Origin of the sequence: Labedella phragmitis, from assembly GCF_004078635.1 — a bacterium.
Classification (GTDB): Bacteria; Actinomycetota; Actinomycetes; order Actinomycetales; family Microbacteriaceae; genus Labedella; species Labedella phragmitis.
Genome location: NZ_RZNB01000005.1, coordinates 150068 through 168070, shown reverse-complemented (window position 1 = coordinate 168070; position 18003 = coordinate 150068). Strand labels below are relative to the sequence as shown.

Genomic DNA, 18003 nt, shown 5'->3' with positions numbered 1-18003 from the left:
TCAGTCGTAACGGGCGGCGGGTACCCGTCATCGAGTTTAGTGCCGCCCCCTCGATAGACTCGACCCACAGCACCCGTTCGACCGCTAAGGAGCAGTCATGCCCATCGCCACCCCGGAGCAGTACGCCGAGATGCTCGACCGAGCGAAGTCCACGGGCTTCGCCTACCCGGCATTCAACGTGTCGAGCTCGCAGACGATCAACGCGGTGCTCCAGGGCCTCACCGAGGCCGGCTCCGACGGCATCATCCAGGTCACCACGGGTGGTGCCGACTACTTCGCCGGTCACACCGTGAAGAACCGCGCTGCGGGAGCGCTCGCCTTCGCGGCGTTCGCCCACGAGGTCGCGAAGAACTACCCGATCACGGTCGCCCTCCACACCGACCACTGCCCGAAGGACGCCCTCGACGGTTTCGTGATGCCGCTCATCGCGGCCTCGGAGGAGCGCGTCAAGGACGGCGGCAACCCGATCTTCCAGTCGCACATGTGGGACGGCTCGGCCGTGCCGCTCGACGAGAACCTCGAGATCGCGAAGCAGATCCTCCCCCGTATGAAGGCCATCAGCGCGATCCTCGAGGTCGAGATCGGCGTCGTCGGCGGCGAAGAGGACGGCGTGAGCCACGACATCAACGAGCACCTCTACACGACCCTCGACGACGCGATCGCGACCGTCGAGGCGCTCGGCCTCGGCGACGACGGTCGCTACATGGCGGCGCTCACCTTCGGCAACGTCCACGGCGTCTACAAGCCCGGCAACGTGAAGCTCAAGCCCGAACTCCTCGGCGACATCCAGGCGGGACTCGCGGCCAAGTACGGTACCTCCGACAAGCCCCTCGACCTCGTCTTCCACGGCGGGTCGGGCTCGACGGACGAGGAGATCTCGACGGCCGTGGCGAACGGCGTCGTCAAGATGAACATCGACACGGACACGCAGTACGCGTTCACGCGCGCCGTCGCCGGTCACATGTTCTCCAACTGGGACGGCGTCCTCAAGGTGGACGGCGAGGTCGGCAACAAGAAGACCTACGACCCGCGCGCCTGGGGCAAGGTCGCCGAGAGCGCGATGGCGGCCCGTGTCGTCGAAGCGACGCGCCAGCTCGGCTCCTTCGGTCACTCCCAGAGCTGATCGGACGGGCTCCGGCAGGAGCTGAGAAACGAGGAGGGCCCCCGACCGCGGTCGGGGGCCCTCCTCGTTTCTCCGACGGTCACCACGGTTCGAGCCATGTGCCGCGAGCAGGACTCAGGGCGTCGGCGGGGTTCCCGCCATCTCCTGGATGTAGGCCGCGATCGCCGGGTCGATCATCATCGCCGACCCCACGCACACGAGCACGACGACGTTCGCGACGACACCGGCGACGAGCGGGATCCACCAGCTCGACCGGCCGCGGCCGACCCGGCGCTGCACGAGCACGAGCGCGAGCACCCACAGCGCGATGTACACGACGAGCGCCACGAGGCCGAGGACTCGTCCCGCCCCGACAGGACCGTAGGCGTCGAGGTCCTCGGGGGCGAAGAAGGCGTTGATGGCGGCGGGAAGATCGAAGAGGGCGACGGTCGACTGCAGGATGCTGAAGAGACCGAGCCCGAGCAGTCCCCAACTGATGAACCGATCGACGGGGGCGCGCGCCGCGTCACCGGCCGGGCGGGGCGCCTTCGGAGCGGAGGGAACCGATCGTGAGGGAGCCAGGCGTGAGGCCGGACGATCCGCTTCCACGGGGACGGGCTCGGACGAAGTGACGGCATCCGGCACGGCGATCGCCGCGCGCTGCTCCTCGGGCGTCGCGAGTTCACCGAACTGCGGCCGAGGCCGTCGCTCTCCCTCGACGGGCTGATCGTTCACGGGGTGCGCCTCCCGCCCATGGCTCGGGCGTCGCGCGCGCCGTGACGGTCGGTGCGCAGCTCCTTGGGGAGCGAGAACACGAGGTCCTCCTCCGCCGTGGCGACCTCCTCGACGTCGACGTAGCCGGCCTCGGCGAGTTCCGCGAGCAACTCACGTACGAGCACCTCGGGAACGGAGGCGCCGCTCGTCACCCCCACGGTCCTGACGCCCTGGAACCACTCCGGCCGCACCTCGTGAGCGAAGTCGACGCGGTACGCCGCCTTCGCCCCGTATTCGAGGGCGACCTCGACGAGCCGGACGGAGTTGGACGAGTTCGCCGAGCCCACGACGATGACGAGATCGGAGGCGGGAGCGATCTTCTTCACCGCGACCTGCCGGTTCTGCGTGGCGTAGCAGATGTCGTCGGAGGGCGGATCGGCGAGCGCCGGGAAGCGCGTGCGCAGTCGACGGACGGTGTCCATGGTCTCGTCGACGCTCAACGTGGTCTGCGAGAGCCACACGACCCGTTCGGGGTCGGTCACTTCGACGGTGTCGGCGGCCTCCGGCGACGTGACGAGGGTCACGTGATCGGGCGCCTCGCCCGCGGTGCCCTCGACCTCTTCGTGTCCTTCGTGGCCGATGAGGAGGATCTGGAAGTCGTCGCGGGCGAAGCGCGTGGCCTCACGGTGGACCTTCGTGACGAGCGGGCATGTGGCGTCGATCGCGTGAAGACCCCGCTCGGCGGCTGCGGAGACGACGGCCGGAGACACGCCATGAGCGCTGAAGACGATGTGCGAGCCGCTCGGAACCGCGTCGACCTCGTCGACGAAGATCGCGCCCTTCGACTCGAGTTCCTGAACGACGTGGACGTTGTGCACGATCTGCTTCCGGACGTACACGGGGGCGCCGTACCGCTCGATGGCCTTCTCGACCGCGATGACCGCTCTGTCCACACCCGCGCAATATCCACGAGGTGCCGCGAGGAGCACCCGACCCGTACCGGTCATCGCGGTATCCTTGAGCCGGCCACGAGGGCCCGGCACACGGGGTGTCGGCAGTCCGAGAGTCGTCGTGGTCACCATTCGATTCTACGTGGGCGCCGTCGCGCGTCGGCTGAGAGAGGCGGGTCGCGCGTGAGCGAAACACGGACGCCGCGATTCCCCGAAGGCGAACGCGGTCCGGCCACCGCCGAGTCCCCGTGGCCCGTCGCACTCCTCGGCGCCAAGATCCGCGACTACATCGACCGGCTCGGCACCATCTGGGTCGAGGGTCAGATCACGCAGTGGGGCGTCTCGGGCGGCAACGTCTACGGCAAGCTCAAAGACCTCGAGGCGGACGCCACGGTCGGCTTCACCGTGTGGTCGTCGGTCCGGGCGAAGATCCCCGCCGATCTCAAGCAGGGCGATCACGTCGTCGTGCTCATGAAGGCGAACTACTGGGTCAAGGGCGGCAGCCTCACGATGCAGGTGCTCGCGATGAAGCACGTCGGCCTCGGCGACCTGCTCGAGCGGCTCGAGAGACTGCGCTCCTCCCTCGCCGCCGAGGGACTCTTCGACCCGTCGCGCAAGAAGGCGCTGCCGTTCCTCCCCCACCGCATCGGGCTCATCACCGGCAAGGACTCCGACGCGGAGAAGGACGTCCTCCGCAACGCGCAACTGCGGTGGCCGCAGGTCGACTTCCGCATCGTCCACGCAGCCGTTCAGGGTGACCGCACGGTGCCGGACGTCGTCCGCGCGATCGAACGACTCGATGACGACCCGGAGGTCGACGTCATCATCATCGCCCGCGGCGGGGGTGACTTCCAGAATCTGCTCGGCTTCAGCGACGAGAAGGTCGTGCGAGCGGCGGCCGCCGCGACGACCCCGATCGTGTCGGCGATCGGTCATGAGGCGGACAAGCCCCTCCTCGACGACGTCGCCGACCTGCGCGCGTCGACACCCACGGACGCCGCGAAGCGCGTCGTACCCGACGTCACGGAGCAGTCCGCGATCGTCTCGCAGCTCCGGAGCCGCGTCACCGTGCGCCTCAGTTCGATCCTCTCGACGGAGATGCAGCGCCTCGAGTCCCTCCGCACCCGACCGGTCCTCGCGAACGCGCACTGGATCGTCGATCGACGCGCCGAGGACCTCACGCGCTACGTCGCTCGCGGCGTCGAACTCACGGAGCGGGTGGTGCAGCACGAGGAGCGCGTCGTCGCCGAGTCGACCGCTCGACTGCGTGCCCTCTCCCCCCAACGCACCCTCGCTCGCGGCTACACGATCACCCAGACGGCGGACGGTTCGGTCGTCCGGGCCGCGGGCGACGCCGCCGCGGGCGAGACCCTCCGGGTCACGACCGCCGACGGCGCGTTAGGCGCCGTCTCGAGCGGTCCCGTCGACCACTGAGCACCCGACAGCACTCGATAGAATGGACACCATGACCACGCCGAACGACGTCGCGACGCTGAGCTACGAAGAGGCTCGCGACGAACTCGTACGCGTCGTGTCGGAGCTCGAGCAAGGCGCTCCAACGCTCGAGCAGTCGCTCGCCCTGTGGGAGCGCGGCGAGGCGCTCGCGCGTCGGTGCGAGGAATGGCTCATCGGGGCCAAGAAGCGGCTCGACGCCGCTCGCGCCGCGTCCTCGTCCGCGGACGACGCGTGAGCGACCGGACGCCCGGCGCCCGGCGTCCCTCGCGTCAGGGCCGCGTCGTCGCAGAGCTCGGCCGGCCGGAGACGCCCGAGGAGACCGCCGCACGGAAGGCCGAGAACTCCCGCAACCACCGCGCCAGGCAGACCGTCAACAACCTCGTGTTCTCCCTGCTCGCGACCGTCGGCGTCGTCATCCTCATCGTGCTCGTCGTGCCGCGCTCCGACGAGCCCCTCGATCGAGCGGTCGACTGGATGGGCGTCGCGGCGGAGGCCCAGCAGTCCCGCCCGGAGACGCTCGTGAGCCCCGACCTCCCCGACACCTGGTCGAGCAACTACGCGGAGATCCGGTCGACCGGGACGGGCGGCGTCACCTCGTGGAACGTCGGTTTCGTCACGCCGAGCGAGGAGTTCGTCGGCGTGATCCAGGGCTTCGACGCCGACCCCACGTGGCTCGCCGCGCAACTCAACAGGTCGATCGCCTCGTCGGTCACGACGATCGGCGGACTCGAATGGACCGTCTACGACAACCGCGAGTCGACCGACGACGTCGGCAACGTCCACTACGCGATGTCGACCGAGGTGGGATCGAGCACCATCGCGGTATTCGGCACCGGGACGGTCGACGAGATCACCACGGTGGTCGAGGCGATAGCACCTCAAGCAGCCCTCAACGCGTCGAACGGAGACGAGTGATGCCCACGAAACGACCCGGCACGGCCTGGCGCGAGATGCAGCGCGGCAACGCGCGCTTCGTCGCGGGTGAACCGCGACACCCTCGCCAAGACGTCGAGCGACGCCACGAACTCGCGCACCACCAATTGCCCGACGCCGCCCTCTTCGGCTGCGCCGATTCACGGCTCGCCGCCGAGATCATCTTCGACAAGGGTCTCGGCGACCTCTTCGTCGTCCGCAACGCCGGACAGGTGATCTCCGACTCCGTCGTCGGCTCGCTCGAGTACGCGGTGGGCGTGCTGAACGTCCCGCTCATCCTCGTCCTCGGCCACGACGAATGCGGTGCCGTCCGTGCCGCGATCGATTCGCGCGCCGCCGACGCCGCTCCCCTCCCGCCGCACATCGACGGCCTCATCCAGCAGATCGTTCCCGCCGTCACGCGCGTGGCGGGCACCGGCGCCGTCGACCCGACGACGGTCGACGCGTCGCTCGTGGGCAAGGAGCACCTCCGCGACACGGTCTCGGGTCTCCTGGAGCGTTCTGTCATGATTAGCGAGGCGGTTGCGGCGGGAACGCTCGCGATCGTCGGGGCGAACTACAAGCTCCTCGAAGGCACCGTCGTTCCCGATGTCATCGTCGGGAACATCGAGCCGACCGGAGTCGCGTCGTAGCACCGCCCCGACGCCGCCGAACCCCAGAGCCGCAGAACCCCGAAGCACCGAACCCCAGAACCACCGACCTCGGCAGACTCGTCCACGAGAGCCGATCGGACGCAGAGCTGCGTCCCCGCGTAACAAGGAGATCCCGTGTCACTTTCGTCCCCCTCGTCCGCAACCGGAGAATTCCGCGTCGAGCACGACACGATGGGAGAGGTGAGGGTCCCCGCGAACGCGCTGTACGCGGCGCAGACGCAGCGCGCCGTCGAGAACTTCCCCATCTCCGGCACGGTTCTCGAGCCCGCCCAGATCGCGGCGCTCGCTCGCATCAAGAAGGCAGCGGCCGCAGCGAACGCCGAGCTCGGAGTCCTCGCCGAGGACATCGCCGCGGCGATCGGGGCGGCCGCAGACGAGGTCATCTCGGGCGCCCACGACGCCGAGTTCCCGATCGACGTGTACCAGACCGGGTCCGGCACCTCCTCGAACATGAACATGAACGAGGTGCTCGCGACGCTCGCGACCCGCCACCTCGGTGCCCCGGTCCACCCGAACGACCACGTGAACTGCTCGCAGTCCTCGAACGACGTCTTCCCGACATCCGTCCACATCGCCGTCACGAGCGCCCTCATCGACGACCTCATCCCGTCGCTCGACCACCTCGCCGTCGCGCTCGAGGCCAAGGCCGCGCAGTGGAAGGACGCCGTCAAGCCGGGTCGCACGCACCTCATGGACGCCACGCCCGTCACCCTCGGTCAGGAGTTCGGCGGGTACGCGCGGCAGATCCGGCTCGGCATCGAGCGGATCCGCACCGCTCTCCCCCGCGTCGCCGAAGTCCCGCTCGGCGGCACGGCCGTCGGCACGGGCATCAACACGCCCGCCGGCTTCCCGCAGCGCGTCATCGCGCTCCTGCAGGAGGACACCGAGCTTCCCATCACCGAGGCGGCGGATCACTTCGAGGCTCAGGCCAACCGCGACGGTCTCGTCGAGGCGTCCGGCGCCCTCCGGACCATCGCCGTGAGCCTCACGAAGATCTGCAACGATCTCCGCTGGATGGGCTCGGGCCCCAACACCGGTCTCGGAGAGCTGCACATCCCCGACCTGCAGCCCGGTTCGTCGATCATGCCAGGCAAGGTGAACCCCGTCATCCCCGAGGCCGTCCTGCAGGTCTGCTCGCGCGTCATCGGAAACGACGCCGCCGTCGCCTGGGGAGGAGCCTCGGGCATGTTCGAGCTCAACGTGCAGATCCCGCTCATGGGCACCGCGCTGCTCGAGTCGATCCGCCTCCTCTCGAACGCCAGCCGGGTGCTCGCCGACAAGACGATCGACGGCCTCGAGGCCAACATCGAGCGCGCGGCCGCCCTCGCCGGCATGTCGCCGTCCATCGTGACGCCCCTCAACAAGGTGATCGGCTACGAGCAGGCGGCCAAGATCGCCAAGCACTCCGTCGCGAAGGGCATCACCGTCCGCGAGGCGGTCGTCGACCTCGGCTACGTGGAGCGCGGAGAGGTCACCGAGGAGCAGCTCGACGCCGCTCTCGACCTCCTCTCGATGACCCACCCGGGCTGATCGAGACGATCCGACGCGTCCGAGCAATGATCGTCCACACGACGGGCGGCGGCCCTCTCGGGGTCCGCCGCCCGTCGTGTCGTTCCGTGGAGAGTGACGGCGACCTCCGCTACGTCTCGTTCCACAAGCGGCGGTAGTAGTCGATCCTCTCGGCGTCGGGCTCGATCCCATAGCCCTCGAAGTACACGTGCTCGAGGCCAGGGCCGTAGTTCCATCCGATGCTCATCGACCCGACGGCCAGATCCGCCCACCGGTCGGCGAGGCCGAGCATTCCCAGGTCGACATGCGCCACGGGGTTCCCCTCGTCGTCGAGCAGGGTGTTCGGCACGCACGGGTCGCCGTGGCACACGACGAGTCGATCGATCGCTGGAGCCTCGATCAGGTCCGCCGGGACCGCGACACCGCGGTCCGTCGCCTCCGCGATGCGCTCGGCGACGCTCCACGAGAAGCGGCACTCGTCCGAGGGCAGGGACTCGTGGAGGACGCGGAGGCCGGCGCCGCACGCCCGGACACCCTCGATCGGACGGGCGACCCAGCGGGGATCGACGGCGGAACGCGCGTCGATCGTCTCGGTCACGAGGACGACACCGGATTCGGTCTCCGCGTCGTCGAGTTCGATGACCCGGGGGACGCGGAGCCACCGGGAGGCCCAGCTGAGTCGGCGCGCCTCCTCACGGAAGAGCCCGGCGTACGTCGGCGGTCCCCACTTGACGTGTCGGCCGCCATCGAGGCCGTCGAGGCGGTAGGTGAGGCCGCCGTCGGCGTTCTCCCACACGGGCGTCACGGTCGCTCGACCGAGGTGGCGGCGGGCGCGTTCCGGGATCTCGCCACCGGGCGGAGGGATCGTCACCCGTCCAGTATCCTCCGTGCCACCACCACCGCCCGGCCGCGGACGAACGGCCGCTGCGGAACGGCTACGGCTGAACGCCTCGGTCGTCGCATCACGCGACGGAGACGACGGCCACCCAGAACCCGACGAGGAGGAACGGCCCGAACGGAATGCTGCGCGCGCGAACCCTCAGCAGGACGATGAGCCCGACGACACCGCCCGACAGGAAGGCGATGACCGCGGCGAGGACCACCGCGTCAGGCCGCACGAGCGCGAGCACACCCGCGAGCACGACCGCGAGCTTCACGTCGCCCATGCCCATTCCGCCGCCGATCGAGAGCACGACGAAGACGAGCGCCGCGCATCCCACCGTGGCGAGAGCCGCCGTCGCCGCATCCGCGTCGACGACGCCCGAGGCGATGACAGCACCGGCCGTGAGCGCTCCGCAGGGGTACACGAGACCGTTGGGCAGTCGCCGCGCCACCACGTCGACCCTCCAGAGCACGGGAGTCACGACGGCGAGCGCGAGAGCAGGCACGAGAGCAGGAACGGGCCCGAATGCGACGCCGGCGAGGATGGCGAACACCATGCCGACGAGGGCGTCGGCGGGATAACGCCGCCATCGCGAGAACTCTCGCCACCACGGCGAGAAGGGCGCGACTCGCTCGTCGAACGGGGCGTCGTCACGAGGCGCGGAGGACGGACGGAACTCGACGGAAGGCGGCATCCGCAGAGGCTAGCGACGTCACGCCGGCCTCGTCGTCGTTCTCCACACGCGGACGAGGTGAACTCGGAGGCGGAGCAGCTTCCGTCAGTCCCTCAGCGGACGAAGCCCGCGTGCAGCCGACCACCGGCGCGGGACAATTCTTCGTCCACACGTGCAGCGAACGCTGCGACATCCCCGGCGAGCAGCGGCGACGCGAGCAGGTCGGCTCGAGTGGGACTCAACTCGCGAAGCCGTCGCGGCAGGTACTTCCCTGTTCCGATCCAACGTCCGTCGACCAGGAGCATCAGCTCGGCCAGCTTCTCGAACAGAGACCACGCGATGACGTGTCGCTCCAGGTCGTCCACGGCGTCGCGAAGATCGTCCAACAGGTCGGTGATCGCGTAGCGCCGCGTCGCGAGTTCGTGTTCGCCCACGATCGGACCGTCGGCGAGACTCTCCCGCCAGCGATCGCGGAGAGCGGCCAGCGCCTCGCCTCCACGTACCTCCCGGCCCTCGAGGAGCATGTGGACGATGACGGGCCTGTACTGGCTGATGCCGTCGCGTGCCCATTCCGAATAGCCGTCATGGGTGTACGCGAAGACCTCGAAGACCTCGCCCTCGAAGCCGTAGGTCGCCGCCAAGCCCGTGGCATCGTCCGCGAACAGATCGTCGCCGACGATGAGGAGGTCGATGTCGCTGGAGGGAGTGCGGTCGCCGCGCGCTGTGCTGCCACCGACCACGGCGATCTCCGCTGCCGGGAACTCGTGGATGATGAAGCGCTCGCACAGTTGGACGTACCTCATCCAGGCATCGTAACGAGACGGCGCTTTCCTGAGGAAGCGGCCCCGCCGTTGGCGGAGCCGCTCCCATCAGTCGTCGGGGCCCGGCCCCGAACGTGCCGTCCCTCCCCCGATCAGGCGAGCTCGTTGGACTCGAGGAGCTCCGCCACGAGACCGGCGATCGCACTGCGCTCCGATCGCGTGAGTGTGATGTGGCCGAAGAGGCGGTGCCCCTTGAGGGTCTCGATCACGGACGCGACGCCGTCGTGCCGTCCGACCCGCAGGTTGTCGCGCTGGGCGACGTCGTGCGTGAGGACGACGCGGGAGTTCTGACCGATGCGGGACAGCACCGTCAGGAGGACGTTCCGCTCGAGGGACTGGGCTTCGTCGACGATCACGAACGCGTCGTGGAGGGACCGACCGCGGATGTGCGTGAGCGGCAGGACCTCGATGATCCCGCGTTCCACGACCTCTTCGAGGACGTTCTTCGAGACGACGGAACCGAGGGTGTCGAAGACCGCCTGGCCCCAGGGATTCATCTTCTCGCCCTGGTCGCCCGGGAGGTAGCCGAGCTCCTGACCGCCGACGGCGTAGAGCGGCCGGAAGACCATGATCTTCCGGTGCTGCTGCCGTTCGAGCACCGCTTCGAGTCCCGCGCAGAGCGCGAGCGCGGACTTCCCCGTCCCTGCTCGCCCACCGAGTGAGACGATGCCGATCTCGGGATCGAGCAGCATGTCGATCGCGAGGCGCTGCTCCGCGGAGCGGCCGTGGAGTCCGAACACGTCCCGGTCGCCGCGAACGATCGCGAATTCGCGCTTGCCCGTGACGCGCCCGAGTGCCGAGCCGCGGTCCGAGTGGATGACGAGACCCGTGTTGAGGGGCAGCCCGTCGACCTGTGTCGAGGACCCGATCTCGCTCTCGTACAGGTCCGCCATCTCGTTGGAGGACATGTGCAGATCGGCGATGCCGGTCCAACCGGACTCGACCGCCTGTTCAGCGCGGTACTCCTCGGCAGCGAGACCGATCGACGCCGCCTTGACCCGCAACGGCATGTCCTTCGAGACCACGGTGACCGCGAGTCCCTCGTTCGCGAGATTGAGGGCGACGGCGAGAATCCGCGAGTCGTTGTCGCCGAGCTGCAGACCGCTCGGGAGGACGGACATGTTCGAGTGATTGAGCTCGACGCGGAGAGTGCCGCCCTCCGGGCCGGTGGGCACGGGGAAGTCGAGCCGCTCGTGCTCGACGCGCAGGTCGTCGAGCAGCCTCAACGCCTGGCGGGCGAAGTAGCCGATCTCCGGGTCATGCCGCTTCCCCTCGAGTTCGCCGATGACGACGATGGGGATCACCACCGAGTGTTCGGCGAAGCGGAACAGCGCGCGCGGATCGGACAGGAGGACGGAGGTGTCGAGGACGTACGTGCGTTCGGCCTGGTCGGGTGCGCGACCCGCCCCCGACCGCCCGCTCGTCCTGATCTCCGGAGTCCGTCCGCCGACTGTCGCCGTGGAGGTTTTCATCGTTGTCACGAGCACTCCCACCCCGAGCATCGCTCGGAATCTCTCGACGAGCGGCCACGTAGTGGTAACGAGTCGAACGTGTGTGGCCGGCTCGATCAGGCGCCATACCTGATATTGAGGAGGCTACGTCCCACCCGAGACGGCGCATCGTCGACACGCTGGCCCTGAGGTTTCGGGGACGTTAACACTGGGGGCGGATCAGACGGCCAGAGTCGAGTACGAGATGAGGGCGTCGCGCAGCATCCCGAGCGTCTCGGCGCTCGTCCCCGCGTGCACGCTCAGCCGCACGCGACCCTGTCGCGTCGTCGTGGTGATGCCGTGATTGTGGAGGGAGGCGGCGAAGGCGCCGAGGCCGTCGGTTCCGGGCTCCAACACGACGATGCCCGCCCGCTCGTGCTCGGCCCGAGGCGAGTAGACGGGAATGGCGAACTCGTCGGCCATGTCGATGAGCACGGCGACACGCTCGGCGATCGCGGTGGCGATCGCGGGCACACCCGTGGCCACGACCTCCTCGAGCGACGCCGACAGCCGGGCGAGCGCGACGAGATCGGGGTTGGAGACGGAGAAGGCGGACACGTCGTCGGCCGGCTCGGGCACGTCGTCCCACGGCTCCACCCCTCCCGTCCCCGTGAACCCGGAGAGAACCGGGGTCAGGAGCTCGCGCGCGCGATCGCCCATCGCGAGGTACCCGGTCCCCCACCCGGCGCGCAACCACTTCTGCCCGCCGCCCGCGATGACGTCCGCCACATCGTACGGCGCGTCGACGACACCGAAACCCTGGATGCAGTCCACGACGAGGAGCCGGTCGCCGATGACGGAGCGGATGCCCTCGAGGTCCGCGACGAAACCCGTCCGCGGGTCGACGAGACTCACGGCGACAGCGGTCACGTCGTCGTCGAGGTGCGCGGCGATCGACTCCGGTGTGACCCGGCCGTCCTCGGGGCGGAGCCACCGTGGCGTCATCACTCCGAGAGCGTCGGCCGCCCGGCGTGCCGCGACCGGAAGCGACGGGAACTCGGCGGCGGACAGGACGACCGTGCCGCTGAGCCCGAACATGACGTGGAGGAGTCCGTGGCTCGTGGCCGGCTGCGCCACGAACTGGTCGGGCCGGAACCCGCTCACGGCGCTCAGTCCCGCTTGCGCTCGACTCCACGCGCCGGCGAGCGAGTCGAATGCTCCGTAGCGGAAGCGCGAGAGCACGTCGTGCGCGGCGTTCGCCTCCGCAAGCACGGCGGCTGAGAGAGGACCGACCTTCGCGTAGTCGAGGTAGCCGGGGTCTTCGGTGAACCCCGCGACGAAAGCCTCGGCCGACGCGGCGGTCTCGACGGGATCGCCGCCGGCGACGGACGCGGACGTGGAGGGGTCGATGATGCTCATGCTGTCGTGCCTTTCACGATCGGGCGGGTCAACCGCCGAACCGTCGATGACGGCGGGCGTAGTCGCGCAAGGCGCGGAGGAAGTCGACCTCGCGCATGTCGGGGCCGAGTGCTTCCATGAAGTAGAACTCGCTGTGCGCGCTCTGCCAGAGCATGAAGTCGCTCAGTCGTTGCTCTCCCGAAGTCCTGATCACGAGGTCGGGGTCGGGCTGACCGCCCGTGTACAGGTGCTCGCCGATGAGGTCGGGCGTGAGGAGCTCGGCGAGTTCGTCGAGACTGCCGCCTTCGAGGTGATGGTTGCGCACGATCGTGCGCATCGCGTCGACGATCTCATGACGGCCGCCGTAACCCACAGCGAGATTGACGTGGAGACCCGTGTGATCGGACGTGCGCGCCTGGGCAGAGGACAGGGCGGATGTGAGCGGGGCGGGCAGCCGCGCAGCGTCTCCGACGTGCTGGACGCGCCAGTTTCGGAAGTGCGAGACGTCCTCGGCGAGATCGGCGATGATCTCGATGAGTTCACGCAGTTCGTCCGACGGCCGGTTGGTCAGGTTGTCGCTCGAGAGCAGGTAGAGGGTCACGACGCCGATACCGAGATCGTCGCACCACGTGAGGAACTCACGCATCTTCGCCGCTCCGGCGCGATGGCCGTGAGCGACGGTCTCGTAGCCCGATTGACGGGCCCACCGACGGTTCCCGTCGATGATCATCGCGACGTGGTGGGGCAGGGAGTCGGGAACGAGTGCACGCCGGAGCCGCTTCTCGTAGAGCCGGTACAGAACCCCGCGGCCCAACGGCTCCGTCCACCCAGTCACAGGGATACGGTAGTGCACTTCGCTCCGAGAGACTGTCAGCGGACTCCGTCCGGTTGACGGGTAATCTGGAGGACATGGCGACCCCCCATCGCGATGACCGTTCGTCGTCGGCGCCCGCACGCGCGACCCCCGCACCCGATGAGGCGGATCGCGCCGTCACGGCCGACGAGCGTGACGCGCCCGATCTGCCGAGCATCCCCGTCGTCGACGCGACGGCCGCACACCCGGGCGACATGCGGCCCACCTGGCGCGGCTGGATCCACGCGGGGACCTTCCCGATCGCGATCATCGGGGGCATCATCCTCGTGACCCTCGCAGATGGTCCCGTCGCGAAGTGGGCCTCCGCGGTGTTCGCGATGTCGTCGCTCCTGCTGTTCGGCATGTCGGCGCTCTACCACCGATTCGACTGGTCGCCGCGGACGAAGGTCCTCCTCAAGCGGTTCGACCACTCGAACATCTTCCTGCTGATCGCCGGGAGCTACACGCCGATCGCCTTGCTGGCGCTGCCGCCGTCGAAGGGCGTCGTCCTCTTGGTCTCGGTCTGGGCCGGTGCCCTCATCGGCATCGGCTTCCGCGTCTTCTGGATCACCGCACCGCGCTGGCTCTACGTCGCCCTCTACATCGGCCTCGGCTGGGCGGCGATGATGTACATCGTCGATATTCTCAATGCCGACGCCCTCGCGATGATCCTCGTGATCATCGGCGGGCTGCTCTATACCGGCGGAGCCGTGATGTACGCGCTCAAGCGCCCCAACCCCTGGCCCGGGCACTTCGGGTTCCACGAGCTGTTCCACGTCTGCACCGTCATCGCGTTCCTCTGCCACTGGACGGCGATCCTGCTGCTCGCGACCGCGCCCGTCTACAACGGCTGAACGCAGCGAGCGCGTCCGAGGCCGAGCCCGGCGAGCGCGCGCGGCCCAGAGACGGTGCGCGGTCGGAGCGATCGGCTAGCGGCGGTCCGAATCGTCCGGTGCACCGGCGGTCGGCGGCGCGAGCGGGTCGTGACCGCCCGCTTCTGATTCGGCGAGCTCCCGCTCCTCCGCGTCGAGCTCCTCGGCGATCTGGGCACGGTAGTTGACGCGTCGCACGCGACGGACCATGTCGAGCACGAGCAGGATGACGAGGATCGCGAGGGCGAACGTGACGACGAAGCCGACCACGCCCGGCGTCACCTGATCCGTGTCGTAACTCGCGGGGCTCGGCGTCGGCGTGACCTCGGCGAGTGCCGCGAGTCCCCAGCCGACAGCGGTGGTGGTGGTGAGCGTCATTCGGTGTCCTCGATCCCTTCGAACAGGTCGTCCTCCCGGTCACGCACCGGGACGGTGCTCTTCGCGAGCTCGAAGTCCTCGAACGGCCACGCCGTGCGCTGGAGATCGTTCGACCAGAAGAAGAACCGCGAGTCGGGGGCGACCTGGCACTCGTGCGCCAGGAGCGCCTCGTCGCGCTTCTCGAAGAAGTCGCCGACCGGGATGTGCGCCGTCGCCCGGTCCGGGCGGCCCTCGACCCACGCGAGCATCTCGGCGAGCTGCTCCGCGAGCGGCGAGTCGGGCTCCTCCGCGAGGAGCATGTCGACGTTGGCCTTCGTGCGCGGATAGTTGAAGATCTGGTCGTAGTAGACCTTGGAGATCTGCCAGGGCTCCCCCGCCGCCGGGTAGGCGTCCCTCGACGCTGCTGCCTCGAACGCGAACATCGAGATCACGTGGCAGCGGATGTGGTCGGGGTGCGGGTACCCGCCGTTCTCGTCGTACGTCGTCATCACGTGGGGACGGAACTCCCGGATGACGCGGACGAGCGCCTCACCCGAGATCTCCACCGGGATCGACGCGAACGAGTTCGGCGGGAGCGAACCGTCCTCCGACGGCATCCCGGAGTCGAAGTAGCCGAGCCAGCGGTGCTGGACGTCGAGGGCGCGCGCGGCGGCGGCCATCTCGAGTCGCCGGAGCCCCGGCAGATCGCGTTCCGCCATGGCCATACGACTGAGGGCGGGATTCAGCACCTCGCCCCGTTCCCCACCGGTGAGGCTCACGACCAGGACCTCGACGCCGCGCGCCCGATACGCGGCCGTCGTCGCCGCGCCCTTCGAGGACTCGTCGTCGGGGTGAGCGTGAACCGCGAGCAGTCTCAGCGTCATAACTCTTCGTCCTTCGAGGCCGGCCGAGGCCGGCGGGTGGAGATGGAGGTGGTGGAGGTCTGGTGGAGCGAAGCGTCGCGTCGGACCGGGGCGGCACGACTCGACGTCGTGCGCTGCTCAGGTCCGTCGGAGCGGGAGCGACTACCCTGGTAACAAGAGTAATCGCTCTCGCTGACAGCGACGGGACGACGGACGAGGAACACATGACGGACACCGAGAAGCGGCCGCCGGGCGCTCCGGACCTCGACGCACGCTACGGGCGCGGGCAGCGGTCGCGCCGCCTCGAGAAGCGCATCCTCTGGTCGCTCGGCGGTTTCATCGTCGTCGTCTTCGCCGCGTGGGTCATTCTCGTCGCCTTCGACGGCGACGGTGCATCCCTCGAGACCCGCGACGTCGCTCACACGATCGTCGACGAGCACTCCGTCGAGGTCTCGTTCTCGATCAACGTCGCCCCCGGCACGCCGACGGTCTGCGCCGTCCAGGCGCTCAACGAGGCCCACGCGATCGTGGGGTGGAAGATCGTCGAGGTCCCGGCGTCCGACGAGCGGAACCGCGTCATCACCGAGGTCGTCCGCACGAGCGAACAGAGCAACACGGGTTTGATTTCCCGTTGCTGGCTGCCTTAAGATTCTCGGAACACACGATCCGATGATCGTCCACCACGCCCTGGCCCCGCGGTCAGGGCGTCTGTTTTCGTTCAGGAGCATTTCCCATGGTTGATTCGACGAACGTGTCCTTCCTCACCCAGGAGGCCTACGACCGGTTGGCCGCCGAGCTCGAGCACCTGTCGACGACGGGCCGGGAGGAGATCGCCAAGCGCATCGAGATCGCGCGCGAGGAGGGCGACCTCAAGGAGAACGGCGGCTACCACGCCGCGAAGGACGAGCAGGGCAAGCAGGAGGCCCGCATCCGCACTCTGCAGAACATCCTCAAGGAGGCGAAGGTCGGCGAGGCGCCGACCTCGAACGGCGTGGTCGTTCCCGGTACCGTCATCACGGCCGACGTCGCCGGCGGCGAAGAAGTCTTCCTGCTCGGCAGCCGCGAGATCGCGAGCGGATCGGAGCTCGACGTCTACAGCGAGCAGAGCCCGCTCGGCGCCGCCATCCAGGGGCTCAAGGTCGGCGAGTCGACCTCGTACATCGCGCCCAACGGCAAGGAGATCTCCGTCTCGATCAAGAACGTCGAGACGTACAACGGTCAGTGACCCGGCTGCGGGGGCGCGAGTGCGTCCCCGCAGATCGTCCGGCCCGCGAGAGAACCCTCCGGGCCGCCGACCGGCTCGGGTCAGTCGATGACGAGCGGGTCGTAACCGGCTCCGCGAAGCGTCTCGACCACGAGACCCCGGTGCTCGGGGCCGCGAGTCTCGACGCTGAACTCGAGCACGACGTCGTTGATCTGCATCCCGGGTGCACGCCGTGTGTGCAGGACCTCCACGACGTTCGCGTTGACGCTCGCGACGAGCTCCGCGATACGGGCGAGCTGGCCGGGACGGTCGGGCAGCGGGACTCGGATCGTCAGGTACCGGGCCGCCGCCGCGAGACCGTGGCTCACGACGCGCTGCATGAGCAGTGGGTCGATGTTGCCGCCCGAGAGCACGGCGACGGTGGGACCGGAGTTCGTGACGCGTCCCTCGAGGATCGCCGCGACCGCGACCGCGCCGGCGGGCTCCACGACGAGCTTCGCCCGCTCGAGCAGGACGACGAGCGCCTTGGCGGTCTCGTCGTCCGACACCGTCACGACCTCGTCCACGAGCTGGTCGACGATCGCGAAGTTGCGTGTGCCCGGACGACTCACCGCGATGCCGTCCGCGATCGTCGGTTGGATCGGCACGTCCATCGGTGCGCCGGCGGCGAGGGATGGCGGATAGGCCGCGGCGTTGGCCGCCTGGACACCGATCACGCGCACCGTCCGGCCGTCCTCGGCCGCCCGCTGCTTGATCGCCGCCGCGACCCCGGAGACGAGTCCGCCTCCCCCGATCGGGACGACGACGGTCTCGACGTCCGGCCGGTCGCGGTAGATCTCGAGTCCGAGGGTGCCTTGCCCCACGATCACGTCGTGGTGGTCGAACGGGGGGATCAGCACGGCGCCGGTCTCCTCCGCGAACTGCGCGGCCGCTTCGAGCGGCTCGCTCACGGTGTGGCCGCGCAGGATGACCCGCGCTCCGTAGTCGCGCGTGGCCTGGAGCTTGGGAAGCGGCACACCGACGGGCATGAAGATGGTCGACTGGATGCCGAGCTCGCGCGCCGCGAAGGCGACGCCTTGCGCGTGATTGCCTGCCGAGGCGGCGACGACGCCGCGGGCCTTCTCCTCGTCGCTCAACTGCGCGAGCCGGTTGTAGGCGCCCCGGATCTTGTACGAGCCCGTGCGCTGGAGGTTCTCGCACTTGAGATAGACCGGGGCACCGAGGAGATCGCCGAGGAAGCGGGAACTCTCGATCGGTGTCGGTTGCACGACGGCCGAGACCGTGACGAGCGCTCGTTCGAACTCGGCCAGGGTGGGGATGACGGAGTCGGACG

20 protein-coding genes are annotated in these 18003 nt (G+C 69.0%); 9 read left to right on the top strand and 11 right to left on the bottom strand.

Going from position 1 to position 18003, the window contains the following annotated elements; all coding sequences use genetic code 11:
* Positions 1-97 precede the first annotated feature (97 nt).
* Complete coding sequence (gene fbaA / locus ELQ90_RS12895; protein ID WP_128495694.1) at positions 98-1123, top strand: class II fructose-bisphosphate aldolase; 1026 nt, start codon at positions 98-100, stop codon at positions 1121-1123.
* Between the two features lie 114 nt (positions 1124-1237).
* Here the strand turns inward: fbaA and ELQ90_RS12890 are convergent, their stop codons facing one another.
* Together ELQ90_RS12890 and ELQ90_RS12885 are read right to left on the bottom strand one after the other, a co-directional pair.
* Positions 1238-1837, bottom strand: a complete 600-nt coding sequence (locus tag ELQ90_RS12890) for a DUF6264 family protein (RefSeq protein ID WP_128495693.1) — start codon at positions 1835-1837, stop codon at positions 1238-1240.
* On the bottom strand, positions 1834-2823 hold the full coding sequence (locus tag ELQ90_RS12885; RefSeq protein ID WP_128495791.1) for a 4-hydroxy-3-methylbut-2-enyl diphosphate reductase: 990 nt from the start codon (positions 2821-2823) through the stop codon (positions 1834-1836). The genes ELQ90_RS12890 and ELQ90_RS12885 overlap by 4 nt, the downstream gene beginning before the upstream one ends.
* Before the next feature lie 126 nt (positions 2824-2949).
* Here ELQ90_RS12885 and xseA point away from each other — a divergent pair, with 126 nt between their 5' ends.
* The 5 genes from xseA (at position 2950) to ELQ90_RS12860 (ending at position 7337) form a co-directional block, all read left to right on the top strand.
* A complete protein-coding gene (gene xseA, locus ELQ90_RS12880) occupies positions 2950-4200 on the top strand; it encodes an exodeoxyribonuclease VII large subunit (protein WP_128495692.1) in 1251 nt (416 codons plus the stop codon).
* Between the two features lie 22 nt (positions 4201-4222).
* Positions 4223-4456, top strand: coding sequence for an exodeoxyribonuclease VII small subunit (locus ELQ90_RS12875; RefSeq protein ID WP_128495691.1), 234 nt, complete (start codon positions 4223-4225; stop codon positions 4454-4456).
* The gene (locus ELQ90_RS12870; protein WP_166409050.1) at positions 4453-5136 is read left to right on the top strand and encodes a DUF4245 domain-containing protein; all 684 of its coding nucleotides are present in this window, start codon (positions 4453-4455) and stop codon (positions 5134-5136) included. The genes ELQ90_RS12875 and ELQ90_RS12870 overlap by 4 nt, the downstream gene beginning before the upstream one ends.
* Positions 5136-5786 carry a carbonic anhydrase gene (locus ELQ90_RS12865; protein WP_128495689.1) on the top strand — a complete coding sequence of 217 codons (651 nt, stop codon included), beginning with the start codon at positions 5136-5138 and terminating at the stop codon, positions 5784-5786. Before ELQ90_RS12870 ends, ELQ90_RS12865 begins: the two co-directional genes overlap by 1 nt.
* 135 nt (positions 5787-5921) lie before the next feature.
* Positions 5922-7337, top strand: a complete 1416-nt coding sequence (locus tag ELQ90_RS12860) for a class II fumarate hydratase (RefSeq protein ID WP_279432140.1) — start codon at positions 5922-5924, stop codon at positions 7335-7337.
* A 109-nt stretch (positions 7338-7446) separates the two neighbouring features.
* On the opposite strand, the gene ELQ90_RS12855 is transcribed toward ELQ90_RS12860, so the two are convergent.
* From ELQ90_RS12855 to ELQ90_RS12830, 6 genes are all read right to left on the bottom strand, one after another.
* Entirely contained in the window at positions 7447-8187 is a 741-nt protein-coding gene (locus ELQ90_RS12855) for an aminoglycoside 3'-phosphotransferase (RefSeq protein WP_128495688.1), read from the bottom strand.
* Between the two features lie 91 nt (positions 8188-8278).
* Entirely contained in the window at positions 8279-8893 is a 615-nt protein-coding gene (locus ELQ90_RS12850; RefSeq protein ID WP_128495687.1) for a prepilin peptidase, read from the bottom strand.
* A gap of 92 nt (positions 8894-8985) precedes the next feature.
* Positions 8986-9675 carry a nucleotidyltransferase domain-containing protein gene (locus ELQ90_RS12845; RefSeq protein ID WP_128495686.1) on the bottom strand — a complete coding sequence of 230 codons (690 nt, stop codon included), beginning with the start codon at positions 9673-9675 and terminating at the stop codon, positions 8986-8988.
* 110 nt (positions 9676-9785) lie between these two features.
* Positions 9786-11165, bottom strand: coding sequence for an RNA 5'-3' helicase PhoH2 (locus ELQ90_RS12840; RefSeq protein ID WP_128495685.1), 1380 nt, complete (start codon positions 11163-11165; stop codon positions 9786-9788).
* Between the two features lie 198 nt (positions 11166-11363).
* On the bottom strand, positions 11364-12542 hold the full coding sequence (locus ELQ90_RS12835; protein ID WP_128495684.1) for an aminotransferase class V-fold PLP-dependent enzyme: 1179 nt from the start codon (positions 12540-12542) through the stop codon (positions 11364-11366).
* Positions 12543-12570: 28 nt separating this feature from the next.
* Entirely contained in the window at positions 12571-13356 is a 786-nt protein-coding gene (locus ELQ90_RS12830; RefSeq protein WP_128495683.1) for an isoprenyl transferase, read from the bottom strand.
* Positions 13357-13589: 233 nt separating this feature from the next.
* Here ELQ90_RS12830 and trhA point away from each other — a divergent pair, with 233 nt between their 5' ends.
* Positions 13590-14228: a PAQR family membrane homeostasis protein TrhA gene (trhA, locus tag ELQ90_RS12825; RefSeq protein WP_243696184.1), complete on the top strand. Its 639-nt coding sequence runs from the start codon at positions 13590-13592 to the stop codon at positions 14226-14228.
* A 75-nt stretch (positions 14229-14303) separates the two neighbouring features.
* Here trhA and ELQ90_RS12820 read toward each other — a convergent pair whose 3' ends face one another.
* Entirely contained in the window at positions 14304-14624 is a 321-nt protein-coding gene (locus ELQ90_RS12820; RefSeq protein ID WP_243696172.1) for a hypothetical protein, read from the bottom strand.
* Positions 14621-15487, bottom strand: coding sequence for a mycothiol conjugate amidase Mca (mca, locus tag ELQ90_RS12815; protein WP_128495681.1), 867 nt, complete (start codon positions 15485-15487; stop codon positions 14621-14623). The genes ELQ90_RS12820 and mca overlap by 4 nt, the downstream gene beginning before the upstream one ends.
* 203 nt (positions 15488-15690) lie before the next feature.
* On the opposite strand from mca, the gene ELQ90_RS12810 reads away from it, so the two are divergent.
* Entirely contained in the window at positions 15691-16113 is a 423-nt protein-coding gene (locus ELQ90_RS12810; protein WP_128495680.1) for a DUF4307 domain-containing protein, read from the top strand.
* Positions 16114-16199: 86 nt separating this feature from the next.
* Positions 16200-16691 carry a transcription elongation factor GreA gene (greA, locus tag ELQ90_RS12805; protein WP_128495679.1) on the top strand — a complete coding sequence of 164 codons (492 nt, stop codon included), beginning with the start codon at positions 16200-16202 and terminating at the stop codon, positions 16689-16691.
* 80 nt (positions 16692-16771) lie between these two features.
* Here the strand turns inward: greA and ilvA are convergent, their stop codons facing one another.
* On the bottom strand, positions 16772-17989 hold the full coding sequence (ilvA, locus tag ELQ90_RS12800) for a threonine ammonia-lyase (RefSeq protein WP_243696183.1): 1218 nt from the start codon (positions 17987-17989) through the stop codon (positions 16772-16774).
* Positions 17990-18003: the final 14 nt, after the last annotated feature.

Excerpts from the sequence above, each read along its gene's own strand:
- fbaA (WP_128495694.1), top strand. The coding sequence starts at position 98 with ATGCCCATCGCCACCCCGGAGCAGTACGCCGAGATGCTCGACCGAGCG.
- ELQ90_RS12885 (WP_128495791.1), bottom strand. The coding sequence starts at position 2,823 with ATGACCGGTACGGGTCGGGTGCTCCTCGCGGCACCTCGTGGATATTGC.
- ELQ90_RS12875 (WP_128495691.1), top strand. The coding sequence starts at position 4,223 with ATGGACACCATGACCACGCCGAACGACGTCGCGACGCTGAGCTACGAA.
- ELQ90_RS12865 (WP_128495689.1), top strand. The coding sequence starts at position 5,136 with ATGCCCACGAAACGACCCGGCACGGCCTGGCGCGAGATGCAGCGCGGC.
- ELQ90_RS12850 (WP_128495687.1), bottom strand. The coding sequence starts at position 8,893 with ATGCCGCCTTCCGTCGAGTTCCGTCCGTCCTCCGCGCCTCGTGACGAC.
- ELQ90_RS12845 (WP_128495686.1), bottom strand. The coding sequence starts at position 9,675 with ATGAGGTACGTCCAACTGTGCGAGCGCTTCATCATCCACGAGTTCCCG.
- ELQ90_RS12840 (WP_128495685.1), bottom strand. The coding sequence starts at position 11,165 with ATGAAAACCTCCACGGCGACAGTCGGCGGACGGACTCCGGAGATCAGG.
- ELQ90_RS12835 (WP_128495684.1), bottom strand. The coding sequence starts at position 12,542 with ATGAGCATCATCGACCCCTCCACGTCCGCGTCCGTCGCCGGCGGCGAT.
- trhA (WP_243696184.1), top strand. The coding sequence starts at position 13,590 with ATGCGGCCCACCTGGCGCGGCTGGATCCACGCGGGGACCTTCCCGATC.
- ELQ90_RS12820 (WP_243696172.1), bottom strand. The coding sequence starts at position 14,624 with ATGACGCTCACCACCACCACCGCTGTCGGCTGGGGACTCGCGGCACTC.
- mca (WP_128495681.1), bottom strand. The coding sequence starts at position 15,487 with ATGACGCTGAGACTGCTCGCGGTTCACGCTCACCCCGACGACGAGTCC.
- ELQ90_RS12810 (WP_128495680.1), top strand. The coding sequence starts at position 15,691 with ATGACGGACACCGAGAAGCGGCCGCCGGGCGCTCCGGACCTCGACGCA.
- greA (WP_128495679.1), top strand. The coding sequence starts at position 16,200 with ATGGTTGATTCGACGAACGTGTCCTTCCTCACCCAGGAGGCCTACGAC.